Source organism: Maricaulis sp., assembly GCF_017643475.1.
In the GTDB taxonomy this organism is placed as follows: domain Bacteria; phylum Pseudomonadota; class Alphaproteobacteria; order Caulobacterales; family Maricaulaceae; genus Maricaulis.
On the sequence record NZ_JAEPNI010000001.1, the window covers coordinates 42,939 to 64,143 of the forward strand.

The 21,205-nt window shown below is 61.4% G+C and carries 19 protein-coding genes; 8 read left to right on the forward strand and 11 right to left on the reverse strand.

Features of this window, described 5'->3' with window-relative positions:
• Positions 1-23: 23 nt before the first annotated feature.
• Positions 24-2,414 carry a DEAD/DEAH box helicase gene (locus tag JJ889_RS00195; protein ID WP_291890735.1) on the forward strand — a complete coding sequence of 797 codons (2,391 nt, stop codon included), beginning with the start codon at positions 24-26 and terminating at the stop codon, positions 2,412-2,414.
• A gap of 18 nt (positions 2,415-2,432) precedes the next feature.
• Here JJ889_RS00195 and JJ889_RS00200 read toward each other — a convergent pair whose 3' ends face one another.
• Positions 2,433-3,542 (reverse strand): DsbA family protein, encoded by a 1,110-nt coding sequence (locus tag JJ889_RS00200; RefSeq protein WP_291890736.1) that lies wholly within the window; start codon positions 3,540-3,542, stop codon positions 2,433-2,435.
• The gene (locus JJ889_RS00205; RefSeq protein ID WP_291890737.1) at positions 3,539-3,964 is read right to left on the reverse strand and encodes a hypothetical protein; all 426 of its coding nucleotides are present in this window, start codon (positions 3,962-3,964) and stop codon (positions 3,539-3,541) included. Before JJ889_RS00205 ends, JJ889_RS00200 begins: the two co-directional genes overlap by 4 nt.
• Positions 3,965-4,073: 109 nt before the next feature.
• On the opposite strand from JJ889_RS00205, the gene JJ889_RS00210 reads away from it, so the two are divergent.
• Positions 4,074-5,378 (forward strand): NADH:flavin oxidoreductase/NADH oxidase family protein, encoded by a 1,305-nt coding sequence (locus tag JJ889_RS00210; RefSeq protein WP_291890738.1) that lies wholly within the window; start codon positions 4,074-4,076, stop codon positions 5,376-5,378.
• On the opposite strand, the gene JJ889_RS00215 is transcribed toward JJ889_RS00210, so the two are convergent.
• Both JJ889_RS00215 and JJ889_RS00220 read right to left on the reverse strand, forming a co-directional pair.
• Positions 5,375-5,803 (reverse strand): PaaI family thioesterase, encoded by a 429-nt coding sequence (locus JJ889_RS00215; protein WP_291890739.1) that lies wholly within the window; start codon positions 5,801-5,803, stop codon positions 5,375-5,377. The two genes, JJ889_RS00210 and JJ889_RS00215, sit on opposite strands and share 4 nt — an antisense overlap.
• 2 nt (positions 5,804-5,805) lie before the next feature.
• On the reverse strand, positions 5,806-6,708 hold the full coding sequence (locus JJ889_RS00220) for an acyl-CoA thioesterase II (RefSeq protein WP_291890740.1): 903 nt from the start codon (positions 6,706-6,708) through the stop codon (positions 5,806-5,808).
• 148 nt (positions 6,709-6,856) lie between these two features.
• Here JJ889_RS00220 and JJ889_RS00225 point away from each other — a divergent pair, with 148 nt between their 5' ends.
• From JJ889_RS00225 to JJ889_RS00235, 3 genes are all read left to right on the forward strand, one after another.
• Positions 6,857-7,519: a hypothetical protein gene (locus JJ889_RS00225; protein WP_291890741.1), complete on the forward strand. Its 663-nt coding sequence runs from the start codon at positions 6,857-6,859 to the stop codon at positions 7,517-7,519.
• Between the two features lie 83 nt (positions 7,520-7,602).
• Positions 7,603-8,274, forward strand: a complete 672-nt coding sequence (locus JJ889_RS00230; RefSeq protein WP_291890742.1) for an SDR family NAD(P)-dependent oxidoreductase — start codon at positions 7,603-7,605, stop codon at positions 8,272-8,274.
• Positions 8,275-8,461: 187 nt separating this feature from the next.
• Entirely contained in the window at positions 8,462-8,953 is a 492-nt protein-coding gene (locus JJ889_RS00235) for a hypothetical protein (RefSeq protein ID WP_291890743.1), read from the forward strand.
• Between the two features lies 1 nt (position 8,954).
• Here JJ889_RS00235 and JJ889_RS00240 read toward each other — a convergent pair whose 3' ends face one another.
• The 3 genes from JJ889_RS00240 to mtaB are packed head-to-tail and all read right to left on the reverse strand — an operon-like array spanning position 8,955 to position 12,073.
• Positions 8,955-9,809: a DMT family transporter gene (locus JJ889_RS00240; RefSeq protein ID WP_291890744.1), complete on the reverse strand. Its 855-nt coding sequence runs from the start codon at positions 9,807-9,809 to the stop codon at positions 8,955-8,957.
• Between the two features lie 3 nt (positions 9,810-9,812).
• A complete protein-coding gene (gene ftsY, locus JJ889_RS00245; RefSeq protein WP_291890745.1) occupies positions 9,813-10,742 on the reverse strand; it encodes a signal recognition particle-docking protein FtsY in 930 nt (309 codons plus the stop codon).
• Positions 10,739-12,073, reverse strand: coding sequence for a tRNA (N(6)-L-threonylcarbamoyladenosine(37)-C(2))-methylthiotransferase MtaB (gene mtaB / locus JJ889_RS00250; protein ID WP_291890746.1), 1,335 nt, complete (start codon positions 12,071-12,073; stop codon positions 10,739-10,741). The genes ftsY and mtaB overlap by 4 nt, the downstream gene beginning before the upstream one ends.
• A 172-nt stretch (positions 12,074-12,245) precedes the next feature.
• Here mtaB and JJ889_RS00255 point away from each other — a divergent pair, with 172 nt between their 5' ends.
• Positions 12,246-14,615: a TonB-dependent receptor gene (locus JJ889_RS00255; protein WP_291890747.1), complete on the forward strand. Its 2,370-nt coding sequence runs from the start codon at positions 12,246-12,248 to the stop codon at positions 14,613-14,615.
• A gap of 117 nt (positions 14,616-14,732) precedes the next feature.
• Here JJ889_RS00255 and JJ889_RS00260 read toward each other — a convergent pair whose 3' ends face one another.
• The 4 genes from JJ889_RS00260 to JJ889_RS00275 form a co-directional block, all read right to left on the reverse strand.
• Positions 14,733-16,589 (reverse strand): DUF885 family protein, encoded by a 1,857-nt coding sequence (locus tag JJ889_RS00260; RefSeq protein WP_291890748.1) that lies wholly within the window; start codon positions 16,587-16,589, stop codon positions 14,733-14,735.
• Between the two features lie 71 nt (positions 16,590-16,660).
• Complete coding sequence (locus tag JJ889_RS00265; RefSeq protein ID WP_291890749.1) at positions 16,661-18,331, reverse strand: hypothetical protein; 1,671 nt, start codon at positions 18,329-18,331, stop codon at positions 16,661-16,663.
• A gap of 70 nt (positions 18,332-18,401) precedes the next feature.
• A complete protein-coding gene (locus JJ889_RS00270) occupies positions 18,402-19,271 on the reverse strand; it encodes an SDR family oxidoreductase (RefSeq protein WP_291890750.1) in 870 nt (289 codons plus the stop codon).
• Positions 19,272-19,326: 55 nt separating this feature from the next.
• Positions 19,327-20,190 carry an SDR family NAD(P)-dependent oxidoreductase gene (locus JJ889_RS00275; protein WP_291890751.1) on the reverse strand — a complete coding sequence of 288 codons (864 nt, stop codon included), beginning with the start codon at positions 20,188-20,190 and terminating at the stop codon, positions 19,327-19,329.
• A 242-nt stretch (positions 20,191-20,432) separates the two neighbouring features.
• On the opposite strand from JJ889_RS00275, the gene sdhC reads away from it, so the two are divergent.
• Together sdhC and sdhD are read left to right on the forward strand one after the other, a co-directional pair.
• On the forward strand, positions 20,433-20,825 hold the full coding sequence (gene sdhC, locus JJ889_RS00280) for a succinate dehydrogenase, cytochrome b556 subunit (RefSeq protein WP_291890752.1): 393 nt from the start codon (positions 20,433-20,435) through the stop codon (positions 20,823-20,825).
• Between the two features lie 2 nt (positions 20,826-20,827).
• Positions 20,828-21,205 (forward strand): succinate dehydrogenase, hydrophobic membrane anchor protein, encoded by a 378-nt coding sequence (gene sdhD, locus JJ889_RS00285; RefSeq protein WP_291890753.1) that lies wholly within the window; start codon positions 20,828-20,830, stop codon positions 21,203-21,205.

Here is a 21,205-nt window from a genome sequence, read left to right on the forward strand (position 1 = left end):
GCGCGCTGCCTGCAGGGCAGACCATGAAAGCTGCGACGGGCAAGATGCAGCCAAGGGCGCGAGATGCGCCGGATCGGATTGACCAGACAATGACCAACAACGCGAATATCGTGCCGTCACTGGCGCGCGCGCTCGATATCAAGGGCTATGCAGAGCTCACCGAAGTCCAGAGCGCTGTGCTGACCGACGAGGCGGCCGGACGGGACATGCTGGTCTCTGCCCAGACGGGTTCGGGCAAGACCGTCGCCTTTGGCCTGGCCATGGCGCCGGAACTGCTCGGCGACAAGGACCAGTTCGATTTCGCAGGCTCACCTCTGGCCTTGGTAATCGCCCCAACGCGTGAGCTGGCCCTGCAGGTCCAGCGCGAACTGCAATGGCTGTACGGTGAAGCCAAGGCGCGCATCGCCTCCTGCGTCGGTGGCATGGATCCGCGCTCGGAACGCAAGGCGCTGGAGCGCGGCTGCCATATCGTGGTGGGCACGCCGGGTCGCCTGCGCGACCACATTGAACGGGGCGCTCTGGACCTGTCTGATGCCCGTGCTGTGGTCCTCGACGAAGCCGACGAGATGCTCGATTTCGGTTTCGAGGAAGACCTGGAATTCATCCTCAACCAGTCTCCCGACGGCCGCCGCACTCTCCTCTTTTCAGCCACGGTCCCGCATGGCATCGCCCGTCTTGCCAAGAAGTACCAGAACGACGCCATGCGTCTGGAAACCGCTGGCGAAAAGGAACAACACGGCGACATCTCCTACCAGGTGATGACGGTCCAGGCGCCCGACCGCGAGAACGCCATCGTCAACATTCTGCGTTTCAACGACGCCCAGCGCGCCATCGTCTTCTGCGCCACGCGTGAAGGTGTCAGCCGTCTCGCCTCCAAGCTGGGCAATCGCGGCTTCGCTGCCGTCGCCCTGTCCGGTGAGCTGAGCCAGAAGGAACGCAGCCACGCCCTGCAGGCCATGCGCGATGGCCGTGCGCGTGTCTGTATCGCCACCGATGTCGCCGCACGCGGCATCGACCTTCCGGGTCTGGAACTGGTGATCCATGCCGATCTGCCGACCAATGCCGAAACCCTCAAACACCGGTCCGGTCGTACCGGCCGTGCAGGCAACAAAGGCATCTGCGCCCTGATCGTGCCCTACAGCCGCACCGGTCGTGCCCGTGCCTTGCTGCGCAATGGCGGTATCGAGGCCGACTGGATCGCCCCGCCGAGTGCTGAAGCCATCCTGGAAAAGGATCGTGCACGTATCCTGGCAGACACCGCCCTGACCGACGAGGTTGAACCGGAACTGCTCGAGGACGCGAAAGCGCTGCTGGAGAGTTTTGGTGCCGAGCAGGTCGCTGCCGCCTTCATCCGCGCCCAGATGAAGGGCATGCCGGCTCCCGAGGAACTGATGGCCGCACCGCAGCCCAAGACCAAGTCGGAACGCGATAATTTTGAACATGGTGGCTGGTTCAAGCTGAACACCGGCCGCAAACACGGCGCGGAACCGCGCTGGCTGTTGCCGCTGGTCTGCCGTGCCGGTGATGTCACCAAGCGCGATATCGGCTCCATCCGCATTCGCGAGGAAGACAGCTGGGTCCAGATTTCTGCCAAGGGTCTGGAACAGTTCAAGTCTGGCCTCGAAGCCTCCGGCGGCGGTGAAAAGAATGTCCGTATCGTCGAGACCGACGAGGAACCCCCGGCCCGCGAAAAGCGCGCCTTCCAGGAGCGTCCGCGACGGGACCGCGACGGTGACGGCGAACGCCGCGAGCGTGGCGACCGTCCGCATCGCGAGAACAGGGACCGTGGCGATCGCGGGAGCCGGGATCGTGATGATCGGAACCGCGATGACCGCAACCGGAGTGAACGCGATGATCGCCGGCCGGACAATCGCGACCGCAAGGACTGGAATGATCGTCCTCGCCGCCCGCGCGACGAGGAGCGCTCCTTCGACAAACCCCGCAAGCCACGCCCTCCCCGGGATGACCGCCCGCGTGATAAAGATCGTGGCGAACGCCGTCCCGCCGACGAAAATGTTTCGCTGGATGAGTTACTGGGTGACCAGGATAATCGTCCGGCCTGGAACGACCGCGACAACCGCAAGCCACGCCGTGACAACCGTCCAACCGACGGCAAGAAACGCGACTTCAAACGCCGCGATGATCGTGAATTCAAGTCGGATGACCGTTCCGATGAGCCGCGTCGCAAGATGAAGGATCCGCGCACGCCCAAGGGCAAGAAACCCTTCGGGGCCAAGGGCGGATCAAAAGGTCCGACCGGCGGATTCAAGAAAAAGCGTGATTTCCGCGATGGCGCCCCGGGACCCGAGGATCGTCCGCGTCGACGCGCCACGACAGGCTCCGGCAAGCCGGGCTCAAAGGGTGGCCCAAAGGGTGCCAGCCTCCGCAAGGCCCCGCGCAAACCGCGCAGCTAACGCTTCAAAAGGAACCGGTCATGCCGGTTCCTGTCCCGCCTCTTCAGCGAGCCACTCACCGACCTGCCACAGCCGGTCCTGACCGAAACACATGCGTGTGCCGACTCGGAAGGACGGCACGCCCCAATGACCGCCGGCGAACATGTCCTGGCGATTGGTCTCAACCACTTCGCGCCAATCCTGCGTCGCGATGAGCGCTTCAGCGTGTTTCCAGTCGATGCCCGCGCGCTTGCAGATCTTGTAGAGCCCGGCCGGTCTGGACGCATCCAGACCCTCGCTCCACACACCGCGCATGAAGCTCTGGACAAAGACCTCACCGCGACCGGCATTGATCTCGTCGACCAGGATAGCGAGTCCGTTCTCGACCCCTTTGCCCAGCGGATCACAGATGTTGCCGAATTCGAGCCCGAACCGGTCGGCCTCCCTCGCGCAGTCGCGCACAATGTAGAAACGTTTCTCCCGGGGCACGGGCAAGGCGCGCATGACCATCGGCAAGACCGGACGCAGCTTGATTTCAGCGCCCCAGCGACGGGCAAGATCGAACACGCGCATCAGGGCGATATAGCTGTAGGGACTGCGCAGCGAGAAGAACGTCTCGAAGCTGCCACCGGTCCTCGCACCTGTCTCCGCAGGCGGCTCGAACAGCGCCTGCCTGGGCACGGCGCCCAGCCGACGCTCCAGATGTACCAGACGGTCGACACCCCAATACCACTCGCCCTCAAACCAGATCATTCCGGACGCGTAATGACCCAGCTTGCGGCGCAGGTCCGCTCCAGCCTGCGCCTCACCCCCGATATCGCTGACAACACCTTTCACACCGGCCAGGCCGTGCGCGTGGGCCAGCGCCTCTGCATCCAGACTGGACCAGTTCGCCAGCATCTCAGGTTCCGGCGCAGCAGACCTCTCCGGTGCACCAACGCAGTGTCTTACGACATCCAGCCCATAGGTCTCCTGAAGCCTGGGAAGCGCCTGCATCAGCAATTCCGAATAGGGCTCACCCGGCTCCAGAAACGCGTGCAACGTCGCCGCCTTGCCGCCAAGCCTGCGCCCCAGCAGGTGCCACAGGCGCACGGTATTGCGCAGGGTCGAACTGGTCAGGACCTGCGGCGCGAGGGTTTTCAGACTCATGCGATTGCCGTGTCCTCACCAAAACACGGGATGAGGAGCTGGCCTTCCAGACCCGCCTTGCGGTGAACGGCAATCTCCTGGAATTGAGGTGTCATCGAGATGTCGATCAGGGTTTTGATGGATGGATAGGTTATAATCGCGACCATATCCCAGGGCATTTCCACCTCACCGACCAGCAATGCGGAGGGCACAGAGGAAAACTTCAGACTACCACCGGCCTTCATCACCATTTCAACCATCGGAGCGCCATACCGATGCAGATAGGCATCGCGCCCGGGCATGTCCGCGTCCCGCCCGTCCTCATAGGCAGCGAATTCGCGGAATTTCAGCAGGTTGAGCATGTGGACTTCGCCGCTCTTGCCCGTCGCCAGGATCGCGTTGAGCTGCGCCTCTGTCGGCTCCAGCGCGTGTTCGATCTTCATCAAGCTCTCCCCCGGTTTTGATCGGAACACCGTAGGCCGGGTAAACAGTGTTTGCCAAGCGATGCGCAATTGATCCAAATTCCCGCAGAAGGAATGTTTTGAGGGCTTCATGACTAAGATCAATCTGGGCGATCCGCTCACCCTGCCCTGCGGCGCCACCCTGCCGAACCGTCTGTGCAAATCCGCGATGACGGAAGGCCTGGCCGATGATCACAATCGCGCCACCGACAAACACGCCCGGCTGTACGAGGCCTGGGCGGAAGGTGGGCTGGGCCTCTCTGTCACCGGCAATGTCATGGTCGACAAGCGCTATCTCGAGCGCGCCGCCAATATCGTCATCGATGGGGAGCAATCCGACGAACAGATGCACGGTCTCAGCAAGATGGCCGAGGCCGGACGCTCCGGAGGCGGGCATATCTGGATGCAGATCTCCCATGCCGGCCGCCAGTCTCCCAAGGCCATTGCTACCGAGCCTGTGGCACCATCGGCTATTGGCGAAGTCGCCTTGCCCGGTGGTTTGTTCGCCAAGCCTCGCGCCTTGAGCACGGATGAGATCAAGGATGTCATCGCCCGTTTCGCGCACACCGCCAGCGTCGCCAAAACCGCCGGGTTTACAGGGGTCCAGGTTCACTCGGCGCACGGCTATCTGTTGTCGGAATTCCTCAACCCGCTGATCAATCAACGCGAGGATGAATGGGGCGGTTCGCTGGAAAACCGGGCCCGCCTGTTGCTGGAGATCATTGCCGCCGTCCGCGCAGCGGTCGGATCGGACTATCCGATCGGGGTCAAACTCAACTCCTCTGACTTCCAGAAGGGCGGCTTTGCGCTGGATGAATGCATCAGCGTTGTCGGCATGCTGGAACAGGCTGGCGTAGACCTGGTCGAAATTTCCGGCGGCAATTACGAACAGCCCGCCCTGCTTGGCATTGAAGGCCTGGAACCGGTCTACAAGGACGAGACGGCGGTGAAGGCGTCGACGCGCGCCCGCGAAGCCTATTTCCTCAACTACGCGACCGCGATCCGCGAGAATTGCAATGTCCCGCTGATGGTCACTGGTGGCTTCCGTTCCCGCGAGGCCATGCTGGCGGCCCTCAATGAAGACGACATCCAGGTCATCGGCCTGGCGCGACCGCTCTGCGTTGATACGGACCTGCCGGAGCGTCTGATCGAAGGGTCACTCGACCGGCTGACATCCTGGGAAGACTCGCTGGCGCTGGGCCCGGGTATTTTCGGGCCCGAAAGCTCGAATCCCACGCTGCGGGCCATGAACGGCTTTGCCAACATGGCCTTCTTCTACCGCAATATCCTGCGCCTCGGCGAAGGACGCCCGACCAAACACAGGATGAACATGCTCTTCGCCTTCCTCGCCCACCACATGCAGGACGGCAAGGACGCGAAAAACCTCAAACGCTAGGGTCGGGGTGTGAAGCGGCGGATCGAACCGGAAAAGCTCATCACCGGACGATCTTCGGAATAGATCATGCCGCGCACGAATATGGTGGACTTGCCCATGCGGGTGACCTCGCCACGGCTGGTCACCAGCGCGCCTTCCGGTGCGCCATCTAGGAATTCGGAGTTGAAGGTCATTGTGACGCCCATGCTCCCGTCCTCGAAGGCATCCCAGGCGATGGAGAACAGCATGAAGTCGGCAAAGCTCATCAGGCAGCCGCCATGCACCACACCGCCTGCATTCATGTGTTTACGTTCAGCGCGAAAGGCACCGATCACGCCCTCTTCGTCGACCGTGCGGTAAAACGGACCGACATGACTCTCAAACGGCTCTTCAGGCCAGTATTGCCAGCCCTTGAACTCGCCCTCTGTCTGGATTTGCGGGGTCACACTCAGCCCTTCCTGTCTTCACGCCACCGGATCAGGCCTTCCTGGGTCGCCGAGGCGATCAGCTTGCCATCGCGCGTGAACAGGTGACCGCGATTGAACCCGCGCGACCCGCCCGACCACGGGCTGTCACAGGCATAGAGCAGCCAGTCGTCCACGCGCACATCATCATGGAACCACAGCGCATGATCGAGGCTTGCCGTCTGCATTTGCGGCATCAGCCAGTTCACACCGTGCGGCTTCATGCTGGTGCCCAGCAGGGTCATGTCCGAGGCATAGGCCAGGATCGCACGGTGCATGATCGGATCATCACCGACCGGACCTGAGGTGCGGATCCAGGTCTGGCGCAGACCGTTGCGAACCTCGTTTTCCGGGTCCAGCCAGCTTTCAACGGGGCGCAGTTCTATGGCCCGGGGCCGGGTCATGAAATCGACGAAGGCCTTGGGGAAACGATCGCGATAGCGCTCGGCGATTTCCGCTTCTGTCTCCAGCTCCTCCGGTTGCGGCACATCCGGCATCTCGGCCTGATGCTCGAGACCCTTTTCCTGTCGCTGGAAGGAGGCTGTCATATTGAGGATCGGCTTGCCACGCTGAATGGCAATAACGCGCCGGTTGGAAAAACTCCCCCCGTCATAATCACGTTCAACACGGAAGATGATCGGCAGTTTTTCGTCGCCCGGCCGCATGAAATAGGCGTGCAGCGAATGGGCGACGCGCCCTTCATCCACCGACCCGACCGCCGACATCAATGCTTGGGCGATCACCTGACCGCCAAACACCCGGCCCTGACCGCCCGGATTGCGCTTGCCGCGATACAGGTCGGTATCGATTTCCTCGACCGTCAACAGGTCAACCAGCGCGCCGGGCGCCTCTTCCTGCGTCGGGCGTCTTTCTTCTGTGTCTTGCATGATGATGGGACCAGCCGTCATTGTTTGTTTTTTGCCATTTTGGGTGCGCCTGCAAAAAAAGCCAGCCCGAACCTGCAATCCTCTGTTCAGGTGTTGTCTGGCAAACAACCCTCAGTATTCTGTCGCTGATTTTGATTGGGGGATTTTCATGAAACGCCTTGCTCTCGCCGCAGCAGCAATCGCAACCGCCCTGGCGGGTTGCGCCACCACAGTAACCACCGAGAACGTCTACAGCTTCTCCGACCTGCAACTTTGCCGTATCCAGGCCAATCCGGGCAGCCGCGAGGTCGAGGAAACCAGCCTGGTCAATGCCGAGCTGGGTCGGCGGGAAACCGACTGTCCGGCCGTGTTTGACGAAGAGCGCCGCCGGGTCGAGGAAATACGCCGTCGCCAGGAAGAGGAACGCCGGATCGCCGAAGAAGAACAGCGTATCTTCACGGAACGCCAGATCGACCGCATCGCCATGGCGCAAGCCGCCTGGGAACGACCGGGATCATGGCGCAACCGGGAAATCCCGCGCAATGTCAGCGGTGTCGACCTCAATGCGTGCCTGCGTGATGACAGCACGGGCGAAGCGTACCCGGCCGATATCGAACCCATCATGGGTGATGCGCTGAACGTCGCGCTGCGCACTCATGAATTCAGTGCCTATCGACAATATGCCGTCGTCTTCCTGCGCAGCGGTGAGCTGATGGTTCTGCAGATGCAGAACGCTTTCCACCAGAACGAACTGCCCCGCGGCTACACGGCGGGTACGGATGAACAGGGACTGACCTGGGATGTGAAGGATTATCGCGGCATGCGCTGCTGATCCTGTGAAGGGGCAGGCCCGGCTTGCCCCTTGCACTTTGTGACGGTCATGCTATCCGCCCCGCAACACAGCGGGAGATCCTCATGTCAGACAAGATCATCGTCACCGGCGCCCTGGGCATTCTGGGCCAGGCCGTCGTCGCTCACCTGGTCAAGACCGGCGCAACCGTCACCGCGATCGATCTGGCTGCCGACAACGGTTCCAGCGCAGCACAGCACGTCATCGGCGGTGTCGACCTGACTGATGAGGCGGCGGTCCAGACCGCCTTCGCCGCGGCGAAGGAAAAGATGGGTGGCCTGACCGGCATCGCCAATATCGCCGGCGGTTTCATCTGGCAGACGATCGCCGACGGCGAGATTGACGGTTTCGACAAGATGTTCCGCATCAATCTAAAAACCGCCGCGATTGCGTCGCGCTCGGCGTTTTCACTGTTTGAAGGCGAAGCGGCGATCGTCAATATCGGCGCCTCTGCGGTGAAAGCCCCGGGTCTGGGCATGGCGGCCTACACGGCCTCGAAGGCCGGTGTGCACGCACTCACCGAAAGCCTGGCGGAGGAAGGCGCTGGCGCCGGCGTGCGCGTCAACGCGGTCCTGCCGACCATTCTCGACACCCCCACCAACCGCGCGGACATGCCGGATGCAGACATGTCCAGCTGGGTGAAGCCGGAAGCGGCAGCAGAGGTGATCGGTTTCCTTCTGTCGAACAACAGCCGTGCGATTTCCGGCGCGCTGGTCCCGGTCAATCGGGGCGGATAGGGCTTTAAACCACCGAAACACTTGTCATCCCCGCCGAATGCCCCGCGAAAGCGGGGCGTAGAGCGGGGACCCATTGCGCGATGGGCCCCGGATCTCCAGCCGGGTCAAGCCCGGCTATCCGTCCGGGATGACAAACTTGGGATAACCAGTTTATTTGTTGTCCTTAGCATTGATCAGAGAGGCGGAGTTGCAGCCTAGAATTTCGGAGACTTTCTTTCAGGAGCTTCTCACCCGAGAATGCGGTGATGGGCTCCATGACCTGGCAGCATTCTGGGCACACCGTCTTGCCCCATCACATCAAACGCTCAAGCTTTCGAAAACCGAATTCGAGATAGAACTTTGCATGCGTCTAATAGGCACAGTCGAACGGAGTGGCTTACCTACTTATCTCGAAACCTATGGAACTCGCTTCCTGAATGAAACAGCAATTGCTCTTAGTAAAATTGGGTTCGACGCAGAAGCAGACATGGTCTTGGCAACGTTTCATCTAGTGAAACACCTTCCGATTGAGGATTTTCTCGACGACCTCGATTCAACCCTGTGGGACCAGTTGGATACTCTGGCCCGTAACGTCCGAACATCAGATATTCAATCAGAAAATACTCGCCTAATTCACTACGTTCGGCTCAATTCATCAGATATTCTCCGTCCTGAGCGTGGACTGGACGTGCTGAACTAGACTACGCCGCCGCCAGCCTCATCGCGATTAGTCCACCGACCAGCACGACCGACAGCGCGATACGACGTTTGCCGAAACCTTCCTTGAGCACGACAGCGGCCAGGATTGCGCCGATGACGACCGAAGTTTCACGCAGCGCGGACATCGGTCCCACTGCTGCGTTGGCATAGGCAAACAACGCGAACCCGTAACTTGCCAGGCCAAAGATCGAGGCGATGGCACCGGACTTGAGCTCCTGGCGCATCAGTCCCGGCAAATCACGCCCCCGACGGATCAGCGCGGTCAGCAGGATCGGCACCGCCGTCACCACCGCAAACCAGGCCAGATAGACAAAGGGGCTGCTGGCCGCGCGTGCGCCTGATGCGTCATTGACAGAATAGAGCGCCGTCATACCGGCTGCGAGGAGGGCGAATCCGATGGCCTGCACCTTGGGGCGACCACCCTTTTCCGGCCAGCCGAAACCGAGCACCGCCAACGAAGCCACTACAAGCCCCGCAATCTCCCAGATCGACAAAACCTCGCCCAGCACCAGAAAGGCCACGAGCCCCGCCAGCAGCGGCGCGCCACCGCGCATGATCGGATAGACCAGCCCCATATCGCCGTGTTCGAACGCACGGATCATCGCCATCTGGAAAGCCCAGTGCAGGACCGCGCCCAGCAGCAAAAAACGCCAGACACTCCAGTCCGGGATGGGATTGCTCAGCAGGATCGGCAGGACATAGACCGCGCCGATCGACATCATCGTGGCGCGAAAGACCAGACGGTCTCCGGCCTGTTTGGTCAGCAGCCCCATGAAGGCATGCAGGCTCGCCGAGCACAGCATGGCCAGGCTGGCGAGCGGGAGGGCTTCGAGCAAGCCCTACGCCTCCAGGCCTGCAATGGCGCGGGCAAAACCCAGCGCGCTGAAGGGCTGGAGATCTTCTTCGCCTTCACCGATCCCAATATAGTGGATCGGCAGCTGGAATTTCTCGGCCACCTGGACCAGGGCTCCGCCCTTGGCGGTGCCGTCCAGCTTGGTCATGATCACGCCGGTCACGTCGGAGGCTTCCAGGAAGGCTTCCGCCTGTGACACGGCGTTGGAGCCGACCGTGCCATCAAGCACCAGCAACACCTCGTGCGGTGCGTCGGGGATTTTCTTGCGAATGACGCGGACGATCTTGCGGAGCTCTTCCATCAGTTCGGACTTGTTCTGCAGACGTCCGGCCGTGTCGATCAACACCACGTCATGACCGCCACGCTCGGCCTCTTCCAGCGCATCGAACGCCAGTCCGGCCGCATCGGCGCCGATGTCGCGCTTGACGACCGGCGCCTTGGCCCGCTCGCCCCAGACGGAGACCTGTTCGATCGCGGCCGCACGGAAAGTGTCGCCGGCGGCCAGCACCGGATTGCGCCCCTGGCGCTTGAGCTTGACCGCGATCTTGCCGAGCGTTGTCGTCTTGCCCGAGCCGTTTACGCCCACAAACAGCACCACACGCGGCGCACTGCCGGTCAGGTCGAGCGGTTTTTCCAGGGGTTCCAGCGTTTCCGCGACCACCGAGGCGAGAACTTCACGCACTTCCTCGTCGCTTACTTCCTTGTCGAACCGGTCCTTGGCGAGGCGCTCGGTCACACGCATCGCGGCAGCGGCGCCGAGATCCGCGGCGATGAGCGTGTCTTCCAGCTCCTCGATCGCCTCATGGTCCAGCTTGCGTTTGGTGAAGATCGCAGTGACGGACTCGCCCAGCTTGGACGAGGTGCGTTTCAGACCCGCAGCCAGTCGGGAAAAGAAGCCCGGCTTTTTCTCACTCATTCGACGAGATTCCCCTGCAATTCACGCCCGTCATGACCCGAAACCTCGATATTCACAAGCGCGCCGGGCCGCGGCGCCGTGTCGGAGGGGTAGCGGATGGCGGCAAAGTTTCCGGCGCGGGCAAATCCCGGCTTCTCGACGAGTGCCGCATCAACCCGCCCGATCATGCTGTCGAGATGGTGGTTGAGCGCTTCTTCAGCCTTGGCCCGCAGGCGGGCGGCGCGTTCCTTGATCACGGCGCGATCCAGCTGCGGCATGCGCGCGGCCGGCGTACCCGGTCGCGGTGAAAACGGGAAGACGTGCAAATAGGCCAGCTGGCACTCGTCGACGAGCTTGAGCGAGTTCTCGAACATCGCCTCGGTCTCGGTCGGGAAACCGGCGATCAGATCCGCGCCGAAGGCGATATCCGGACGCGCCTCTTTCAGGCGCGTGCACAGGGCGATGGCATCATCACGCAGATGGCGACGCTTCATGCGCTTGAGGATCATGTCGTCTCCGGCCTGGAGGGACAGGTGAAGATAGGGCGCAACGCGCGCTTCGCCTGTAATGGCCTCGAACAGGGGTTCGTCGATCTCGATGGCATCGATAGAGGAGAGGCGCAGGCGTGGCAGGTCCGGAACCTGTTTCAGGATGGCCTGGACCAGACGCCCCAGCTGCGGCGTTCCCGGCAGGTCGCCGCCCCAGGAGGTGAGATCCACGCCCGTCAGCACGACCTCGCTATGCCCCTTGTCGACAAGCGTCTTGATCTGGTCGACCACTTTGCCCGCCGGCACGGATCGCGAATTGCCGCGACCGAAGGGGATAATGCAGAAGGTGCAGCGGTGATCACAGCCATTCTGGACCTGGACATAGGCGCGCGCACGCCCCTCCATGCCCTCCACCAGGTGCCCGGCAGTCTCGCGCACACTCATGATGTCATTGACGCGAACCTTCTCGGTGCCGCCCAGCAAGAGGTCCGGCTTGAAGGTTTCCGCCTTCAGCTTCTCGTCATTGCCGACCACACGGTCGACTTCCGGCATCTGAGCGAACATGTCCGGATCCACCTGGGCCGCACAGCCTGTGACGATGATTTTCGCTTCCGGATTCTCACGGCGGGCGCGGCGGATCTGCTGGCGGGCCTGGCGCACGGCTTCATTGGTGACCGCACAGGTATTCACGAGGATCGCATTGGACAGCCCTGCATCCTGCGCATGTTCGCGCATGACCTCGCTCTCCCAGCCATTAAGGCGGCAGCCAAAGGTCATGATGTCCAGCCCCGGCTTGGTATCCGGCACCTGTTCGGATGGCCGGTCCGCGCCCGAAGCGGCAGGATTGTCGTCGCGATCACTCATTCAGGCTGGATAAGGGGAAGCAATGGGGGAAAGTCAAGAAGTGTGATCTGTACGCAACGCGTGGGGGAAAATGATTTTTCCTCTTAACGCGAAACACGAATAATGCTCGAACACCCCAATATATTGTGGCAACTTGGAATCATTCCAACAAAAACCCCCGGGGAGAGATAAAATGAAACAGTCTGGAGTGCTCGCTTCAACTGCTCTGGCAGTTGTACTTGCGGCTTCTTTAGCGGCACCCACGCTCGCTCAAGACACTGAAGTGATCGTTGTAACGGCAACCAAGCGCGAGCAATCGCTGCAGGAAGTTCCGTTCTCCATCAACGCACAAACCGCGGAAGACATCCGCGCAACCGGCGCCGGTTCAATCGAGGACATTGCCCGCAATGTTGCCGGTCTGAACATCCAGAATCTCGGGCCAGGCCAGAGCCAGGTTTCCATTCGCGGTGTCTCCGCCGGCCAGATCGTCCGCGACCAGCCGGGCGTGAAGGAACAGGTTGGTGTCTATCTCGACGAATCCGTTATCTCGCTCTCGCTCTTCACACCGGATTTCGACCTCTACGACCTCAACCGCGTCGAAACACTGCGTGGCCCGCAGGGCACGCTCTTTGGTTCGGGCTCCATCGGCGGCACCATTCGCTACATCACCAACCAGCCGGAAATCGGCGAGTACTCGGCCGAAGCCGAGTTCGAGGTGAACAGCGTCGAAGATGGCGAAATGGGTGGCCACCTCAAGGGCATGGTCAACTTCCCGGTTGGGGATACGGCCGCACTGCGTATCGCGGCCTACCATACGGAATATGGCGGCTTTATCGATGCGCTGGGCGAAGGCGGCTCGCGCACCGAGGACGTCAATGGCGGTAATCGCACCGGTATTCGTGCGGCACTTGCCATGGATGTCAGCGACAATATGCGGGTCACACCGCGGATCGTTTACCAGGAGATCCAGGCAGACGGTTTCAATCGCCAGGAACGCTTTAATCTGTTCGCCAATGAGCACACAACGACCCGCCCGGCCATCACCATGGGTCCACGCGAGCAGTATCTGTTGCTTCAGGAAGGTTTCGAAGACGAGACCATGCTGGCCGACCTGACGGTTGAGGTGGACTATGACGGTTTCACCCTGACCTCTGTCACCAGCTTCATGGATCGCTCCATCCTCGTCAGCCGTGACGCCTCCGCGCTGACCGGCTCGGTCTCTGTGGACCTTGGCTACGCTGATGCGGCAGTCCTCCTGCCGTCCAACCTGCGCGACACGACCGAACTGACCCAGTTCACCCAGGAACTGCGCCTGGCTTCGACGGGCGATGGTGATTTCGACTGGATCGTCGGCGGTTTCTTCTCCGACGTCGAGCGCAACTACAAACAGCGCCTGCCCACTCCAGGATATGATGCTGCCACCGATGCAACGCTTGGCGCAGGCACCGCTGCAGGCACGCTGAACGGTTTCCCGGCCGACAGCCCCTACAGTGCTGATCTCGACTATAATATCGATCAGTTTGCGGTGTTTGGTGAGGCCACCTGGCACGCTTCAGAGCGGACCCGTGTGACCTTTGGCGGTCGCTGGTATGACTTCGAGGAGAACCGCACCATCTCCCAGGGCGGACTGTTCTCCTCCGGCTTCTCCAACGTCCAGGATTCAACCGCGTCGGATGGAATCAATACCCGTTTCATCTTCAGTCATGACCTGAATGACACGTTCACATTCAACGTCCAGGCAGCCCAGGGCTTCCGTCTCGGCGGCGTCAATGACCCGCTGAACTCCACCCTGTGTACGGCCGCGGACGAGGCGATCTTCGGTGGCTTCCAGGATTATGATGATGAAACGTCCTGGAACTATGAGGCAGGCATCAAGGGCCAGGCCAATGGCTGGACACTGAATGCCGCCGTATTCCACAATGACATCGAGAACCTTCAGGTCACGCTTGACGCGGGCTCCTGTTCCTCTCGTGTCAGCTTCAACGTTGAAGAGGCCCATGCGGGTGGTCTTGAGCTCGAATTCTCAAACCAGCTCACCGACAATCTCTTCGTGGCCTTCGCCGGCACCTATGTGAGAGCAGAGTTCGATTCCACCGTCGTCGATGGCACGAACACCGTTCTCGCCGGCATTCGAGAAGGCAACCGCCTGGCGTCCACACCGGAGCTGATGATGTCCGTCAGCGCGGTCTACACCTATGATGCCAGCTGGGCCGGATCAGGTGCTGAAGGCTTCTTCACCGCATCCTACCAGCATGTCGGTGACGGCTACACACAGCCAAGCGACCAGGAGACCGGCGCAGGCCAGTTTTTCTCCGGACTGCCGTTTGGCGGTGCTACCGGCAATGAGAGCAACTGGGTCGACCTGCACCTCGATCCTTACGGCATCGGCTATCTGTCGGCAGGTCTCGACTGGGGCAACACCCAGCTGACCGCCTTCGTCGACAATGTGATGGACGAGAATGCGAACCTGTCCTTCGACCGCGAACGCGGCGGCCGGGCACGCCTCTCCTTCCGCACCAACCAGCCGCGCACCATCGGTGTGACCCTGCGCCGTCAATACTGATCGGACGCAAGCAACAAACAGGAAAGGGCGGCTCCCGGGCCGCCCTTTTTCGTTCGTAAAACGGACGCCCGCGGCCGCACCGGAAGGTTTTACCGCCGGCTCCGCGTGGTGAGCGGCTTATTCGATGGCCGCTTCCTGTTCGTCGATCCAGCTGCGCATTTTTGCTTCCAGCGCAGAGAGCGGCATGGAGCCGTCTTCCAGCAAGGTGTCATGGAAAGCGCGAATGTCGAACTGCGCGCCAAGACGCTCTTCCGCTTCCGCACGCAGATCGCGCATCAACAGCTCACCGGTCTTGTAGGCCAGGGCCTGTCCCGGCCAGGCGATATAGCGAAGGACCTCGGTTCGAACATTATGCGGTGCCAGGGCGGAGTTCTCCAGCAGGCAAGCCTCAGCCTCCTCGCGCGTCCAGCCCATGTAATGCATGCCGGTATCCACCACGAGACGGCAGGCACGCCACATCTCATAGGTCAGCCGCCCGAAATTCTCGTACGACGTCCGGTAGAGTCCCATGTCGATGGCCAGGTTCTCCGTATAGAGCCCCCAACCCTCGCCGAAAGCAGTGATGTAGGTATTGCGTCGGAAGTCGGGAACATCCTCCAGCTCCTGCGCAATCGCGATCTGGTGGTGATGCCCCGGTACGGCCTCGTGCACACTCAACGCCGGCAACACATAGAGCGGACGTTGGGAGAGATTATAGGTGTTGACCATGTAGCCGCCGGCCACACCCGTCTCGCTATTGCCCGGCCAGTAACGCCCGGTCGTATAGGTCGGCGCCATGCTCGGCGGCACCGGGCGCACACCATAGGGCAGGCGCGGCAAATGCCCGAAAAAGGCCGGCATCGCATCATCCGCGCGCTTGGAAATCCAGGCGGCGTGCATCAGCAATTCTTCCTCACTCTGGGCATAGAATTGCGGGTCGGTACGCAGGAACTCCAGAAACTCTGCGAACGTGCCCTCAAACCCCGTCTCGGCGATCACCTCTTCCATCTCGGCGCGGATGCGCGCGACTTCGGACAGTCCGCGCTGGTGCACCTCCTCCGGAGAGGTATCCAGCGTCGTGTGATAGCGCACCAGCGACTGGTAGTATTCGCGGCCGCCCGGCACTTCGGAAATACCGATACTGTCGCGCGACCCCGGCATGTACTGTGCATTGAAGAAGTCCAGCACTCGTTGATAGGCCGGAATGGCATGATCACGGATCGCCGCCAGCGCCTCTGCCCGCAGGCGAGCGCGTTCATCCGCATCCAGCGCCGGGGACATATTGTCGATCGGCATGATCAGGACACCTTCCAGCACCGCGTCGGCCAACAGGCCTTCAAGCTGGGAGATGGCGCCTTCAGCAATGATCCGCGGCTGGGTGAAACCGTCATTCAGGCCTGATGTCATCCAGTCGAGATTCTGACCGAAATAGCCGTCAATGCCCTCGATCCGGCGGATCCAGGCCTCGCCTTCCTCGATCGTGCGCGGGCGCGTCGAGGCGGCCGCGTAGGAGGGGGTGAAGAAGAAACCGCTGTCTGACAGGAAGGGGATGCGGCTGGTATTGTACTGGGACAGCTCGACCGAGAAGCGAAGGATATAGTCCAGCACGGCATGACTGACCTTTTCGGACTGGGTCAGCTGGCTGGCATCAATCGCCTCGAGGCGCTCCAGGAATGCGACATCCGCCGCATTATCGGCTGCCTGGGCATCCGCAGAGATATCATCCCAGGACGCCAACGCCTCCAGATCGCCCTCCTGGCCACGACGGGTGTTGGAATTGGCTTCCTGGTGCGCTTCATAATCCGTAACCAGCTGGACAAAGGCCAAGCTGTCTTCGCTGGCATTTTCAGTCGGCGCTTCAGCAGCCGGGCTGCTGGTTTCTGCCGTGTCGCTGGCGACATCGCTGGTGGCCGGCGCGTCAGCGGACGGCGAACAGGCCGCCAGGGCCAACGCCATGACCGCGCTACCCGTCATCCAGAATTTTGTGCTGATCATCTCACCCCTCCATTGGATCCAATTCGCCGCAGACTTGCGCGAACCGGACCCAAAGAGCAAGGGCGATGTGATTACCGGCCGGCCAGAACGCGTGTGCAGGCCTGCCAATCCACATCATCGGCGACGATGATCTGTTGCAGGGGGAAGGTCTCGCCATTGGTCGGCAGATAGCCGATTTCGCGAATTTCACCCTCATGCTCGACCCGGAAGACGCTTTCCTGGCTGGCATCGCCATAGGCACCGCCCACACGCTCGATCAGGAACATGCCCGGCAGAAAGCCCGCACGTTCGGCATTGGTCCCGGATTCCACCGCTTCGAGGGGACGGCGACCATCCTCAAGCGGATCGCCCCATGTCAGCCCGTATTCAAAGACCGGTTGATCCAGGGTCACAACCTCGCCACAAGCGCCAAACGCGTCAGCCGGGATATCCACCAGATTGCCCTGGTTGATATAGTGCTCGATCTCTGCGCTCAGATCGATACCCGCAACCGCCTGTACCGCGGGCAGGAAAGCCTGGGGGGCGGTGACGCCCTCTTCGACATTCAGCATGTGCTGGAAAACATCATCCAGATCGCGCTGCCCCTGCGTGGCCTCGCGGATGAGCGCCTCGGCCCGGGCGGCAAACATCATTCCACGCAGATACGGCAGGCGCTGATAGTCCCGCTCGGCCCAGAACCCCGTGGTGATGGCGGAATTGGGCTGGTCGTTGACCGGCGAGGTCCAGTATTCCTGCAAGGCACCATTCCAGGAGGCAATGGACTCCTCCGCGGTCCACAGGCCGCCATTGACGCCGACACGTTGGGTCAGGAACTCCGTAAAGCCTTCAGAGAGCCAGTATTCAGACGGCTGTTCATCACCATCAATCAGCCCACCCAGACGCAAGGGCATCCAGGTATGCGTGTGCTCGTGCGTCAGGATCTCGGTGAGCATGGACGGATCCAGATTGCGCGTGGCGAAGAAGGCGAAACTGTCTCCCAGATTGGTTCCGCCCAGGCTCTGCCAGTTCTCCGGCGCATCGACCGGCATGATCGAGACAAAATACGGTTCCACAGGCGTGTTCCAATAGGCATGACTGGCGGCAACCACACGCGCAACTTCGTCCGCAAACGCCTGCTCGCTCATCGGCCAGCCCTCGCCGCGAATGCCGGTGCGAATGGCAGCGCCGTCCAGTTCCGTGGTGAAAACCTGATAATCCCCGGCGACCAGGACGCTGGACATGATGTCATCCATCGTCGAAACGCCATGATCCATGTCACTGGCCAGGGTCCAGCCTTCCGGCGCCTGCAGATCCATGGTCACCGCCTTGTCCGACCCGAGGTCCGGCTCGGCGATCCACGTATTGCCGATCAGGTGAAGAAAACCGGGCTGCAGGATGGGGCGATAATTGCTTTGCTCGGCATTGGGCACACCCTGCCAGTCCTGCACAAGCTGATAACGTACGGTCAACGCGGCACCGGGAGCGTGGGTCAGCACACGAACGCGCGGCTGATCACCTTGCGAGATATCTGCACCCTCGGCCACCAGAGACTGGATGCCGTTCCACAGCTCGGTCTCGCCGCCCCAGTTATCGGGTAGATAAAGATCCGTGGACCCGTCCGTTTCGCCATCGAAACGAAGTTCCACCGTCACCACCGGGCGCGTATCCGCGCCTTCTTCGATCGACAATTGATAGTGAACTTGCGGCGCCGTTTGCAGCGCCATAACCAGAGCAGCCGCGCTGCTCGCCATCATCAAGGACATTTTTGTTCGGTTCCCTCAGCCTGAGCCACACGCCACAGGAGTATTGGTCCGAACATTACGAAAACACGGCCTATTTCCGAACCCTGTGTAATCCGAGGCGTTTGGTCACGATCTCATCCACCTTGCGCGCGGGCAGCATGCGCGGCAGCGACCAGTTCATGAAGCGCTGCGGAACGATGGCATAGCGGAAGCGCGGTTTGGCATCGGTGAAGGCGCGGAAGACGCGGTCGGCGATCTTGGACGGCGGGAAGCCTTCAGGGCCGGACTTGGACATGTAATTGCGCAAGCGCACCAGCGCGTCATAGAAGATCGAGTTTTCATAGGCCGAGACATCCACCTCGTCGGACTTGGCCCAGATCGGCGTCGCCACCGCACCGGGGCCGATAACCACAACCTGGATCCCGAACACATTGAGTTCGCGACGCAGGGATTTCGAGATCCCCTCCAAAGCATGTTTCGAGGCGGCATAAGGCGCGAGGAAGGGTGCACCCATCTCTCCGGCCATGGATGACATCATCACGATGCGGCCGGGAGGCCCCTCCAGCGAAAGATCCGCCCCCAAGAGCGGCCCGAAGGCCTGGGTCACGCGCACCTGGCCGGTGACATTAATGGCCATCTGGCGCTCGAAATCCTCGATCGGCAGCTCCAGCAACGGCCCCGCAACAGCCACGCCGGCATTATTGACCAGACCGTTGAGCGTGCGTCCGTTGAGCGCCTTGCGCACCTTGACGGCGGCCGCATCGATCGCCGCCGGATCCGTCACATCCATCATCAGGGGCGTAACCTTGTCACCAAAGGCGTCCGTCAGGCGCTTGGCGTCCTCATCCTTGCGGACGGCGGCAAACACCTGCCAGCCCTTGCCAGTCAGTTTTTCAACGCAGGCATAGCCGATCCCGGTCGAAGCTCCGGTGACGACGGCGGTTTTTGGCTGTTTGGACATGGCGTTCTCCCTTTGCGGGCAAGCTAGTGTGTTTCCGGGCGAAAGCTATAGCGCTCTAGTCTTCGACAATCCCGGTGCGCTTGGCGATCATGCGATCAATCCATTTTTCCGGCAGGAGCTTGGGCAGGGTCCAGTTGGCGAAGCGCTGAGGAACAACCGCATAACGCAAGCGCGGCGCGGCCTCGGTCAGGGCCTTGTAAATCCGGTCCGCGATCACTTCCGGCTCCAGCCCATTGGCGCCGATATGGCTAAGATAATCACGAAATCCGACCATCGGCTTGTAGAGCGGGGAATTGTGATAGGGCGTGGCGTCCACCTCCTGGGCCTTTTCCCAGATCGGTGTCCGTACCGGCCCCGGCCCGACCATCACGACATCAATCCCGTAGTGCTGAAGCTCGATCCGCAGGGATTTGCAGAGGCCCTCAACGGCGTGTTTCGACGCCACGTAAGGGGCCATGAAGGGCGCACCGAGCTGACCGGCCACCGAGGACAGCATGATGATCCGGCCCGGCTTGCCCTGGCGTTCCGGATCCATGCCCAGCAATCCGCCAAAAGCCTGGGTCACCCGCATCACACCGATGACATTGACCTCCATCTGCCGCTGGAACTCCTCGATCGGCAATTCCATCGCGGGGCCGCCCAGGGCGATGCCGGCATTGTTGACGAGACCGGCAAGACGTTGCTCACCCATGGCGTCACGTACGGCGCGGGCCGCGTCAGCAACGGATTCCTCGTCGGTGACGTCCATGACCAGCGCCGTCACGCTGTCGCCAAAGGCATCGCTGACATCATCCGCCTCCGCCTGGTCCAGCACGGTTGCAAAGACATGCCAGCCTTCGCGCACCAGCCGGGCGGTAGTCGCTCGACCAATACCGCTGACAGCGCCGGTAACGACGCCGTGTCGCTTGGATTCAGACATGGTCACCCCTTTCTAGCCTGCCGGAGCTTAGGCCTGATTTGCGCGTCAGCCAAAACCGCCCGCCGCTGCGACCCATTCGCAACAAAATGAGCGTTTTCCTAATTCTGTCGGTATGTTGTCAGCGGCTTGCTGCGCTTGCGTTGACCCTGACATAAAGCGGCCTATTGTGCGCCTCAGACCCCTCTTAAACCGCAACGGGGCTTTGCGGTTACGTAAGCGGAACACTGAAGAAAGGCTGCCACATGTCTTCCGACTGGTCCGATCCGAGACCGATGTCGCCACACCTGCAGGTCTGGCGCTGGCATGCGACCATGGCGTCGTCCATCCTCCACCGCGCAACCGGTATCGCCAATTATGTTGGTGCTGTCGCGATTGCCATCTGGTTCATCCTGCTGGCGCTCGGCGCCGAGGGCGCTGTCGCCTTCCTGTTCGAGGGCTGGATGGCCTGGGTGACGCGCTTTGGCCTGATCGCCCTGACCTATTCGGTCAGCTATCACTGGCTCAATGGCCTGCGTCACCTATTATGGGATATCGGCAAGGGTTTTGATCCTAAAGGGTCGAACCGCCGCTCTGTCATGATCTTGCTCGGCGCGGTCATCCCGACCGCGCTGCTGTGGCTCAACCTGGGGAATTGATGATGTCTGATTATCGCACCCCGACTTCGAAAGTGCGCGGCCTCGGCGCCTCCGGCCACGGCGCCGGACACTGGATCGCCCACCGCGTTTCCTCTGTCGCCATGTTCCTGCTGGCGCCGGTCTTCGTATGGATGCTGGCCATGTCCGGCGCGCCGGACCCGGCTGCGACCCGGGAATTCCTGGCCTCGCCCGCCGGCGCCATTGTCACCCTGCTGACGTTGACTGCGGCCTTCTACCACATGCGTATGGGTATGCAGGTGGTGATCGAGGACTACATCCATAAAGCTGGCATGAAATTCACCCTGCTGATCGGCAATACGCTGCTGACAGCGGGACTGTGGCTCGCCACGGTTTTCTGCCTCGTCAAGATTGCGCTGTAA

Excerpts from the sequence above, each read along its gene's own strand:
- JJ889_RS00260 (WP_291890748.1), bottom strand. The coding sequence starts at position 16,589 with ATGATCAGCACAAAATTCTGGATGACGGGTAGCGCGGTCATGGCGTTG.
- JJ889_RS00230 (WP_291890742.1), top strand. The coding sequence starts at position 7,603 with ATGTCAGACAAGATCATCGTCACCGGCGCCCTGGGCATTCTGGGCCAG.
- JJ889_RS00255 (WP_291890747.1), top strand. The coding sequence starts at position 12,246 with ATGAAACAGTCTGGAGTGCTCGCTTCAACTGCTCTGGCAGTTGTACTT.
- JJ889_RS00210 (WP_291890738.1), top strand. The coding sequence starts at position 4,074 with ATGACTAAGATCAATCTGGGCGATCCGCTCACCCTGCCCTGCGGCGCC.
- sdhD (WP_291890753.1), top strand. The coding sequence starts at position 20,828 with ATGTCTGATTATCGCACCCCGACTTCGAAAGTGCGCGGCCTCGGCGCC.
- JJ889_RS00220 (WP_291890740.1), bottom strand. The coding sequence starts at position 6,708 with ATGCAAGACACAGAAGAAAGACGCCCGACGCAGGAAGAGGCGCCCGGC.
- JJ889_RS00270 (WP_291890750.1), bottom strand. The coding sequence starts at position 19,271 with ATGTCCAAACAGCCAAAAACCGCCGTCGTCACCGGAGCTTCGACCGGG.
- JJ889_RS00205 (WP_291890737.1), bottom strand. The coding sequence starts at position 3,964 with ATGAAGATCGAACACGCGCTGGAGCCGACAGAGGCGCAGCTCAACGCG.
- ftsY (WP_291890745.1), bottom strand. The coding sequence starts at position 10,742 with ATGAGTGAGAAAAAGCCGGGCTTCTTTTCCCGACTGGCTGCGGGTCTG.
- JJ889_RS00225 (WP_291890741.1), top strand. The coding sequence starts at position 6,857 with ATGAAACGCCTTGCTCTCGCCGCAGCAGCAATCGCAACCGCCCTGGCG.
- JJ889_RS00275 (WP_291890751.1), bottom strand. The coding sequence starts at position 20,190 with ATGTCTGAATCCAAGCGACACGGCGTCGTTACCGGCGCTGTCAGCGGT.
- sdhC (WP_291890752.1), top strand. The coding sequence starts at position 20,433 with ATGTCTTCCGACTGGTCCGATCCGAGACCGATGTCGCCACACCTGCAG.
- JJ889_RS00200 (WP_291890736.1), bottom strand. The coding sequence starts at position 3,542 with ATGAGTCTGAAAACCCTCGCGCCGCAGGTCCTGACCAGTTCGACCCTG.
- JJ889_RS00195 (WP_291890735.1), top strand. The coding sequence starts at position 24 with ATGAAAGCTGCGACGGGCAAGATGCAGCCAAGGGCGCGAGATGCGCCG.
- JJ889_RS00265 (WP_291890749.1), bottom strand. The coding sequence starts at position 18,331 with ATGTCCTTGATGATGGCGAGCAGCGCGGCTGCTCTGGTTATGGCGCTG.
- mtaB (WP_291890746.1), bottom strand. The coding sequence starts at position 12,073 with ATGAGTGATCGCGACGACAATCCTGCCGCTTCGGGCGCGGACCGGCCA.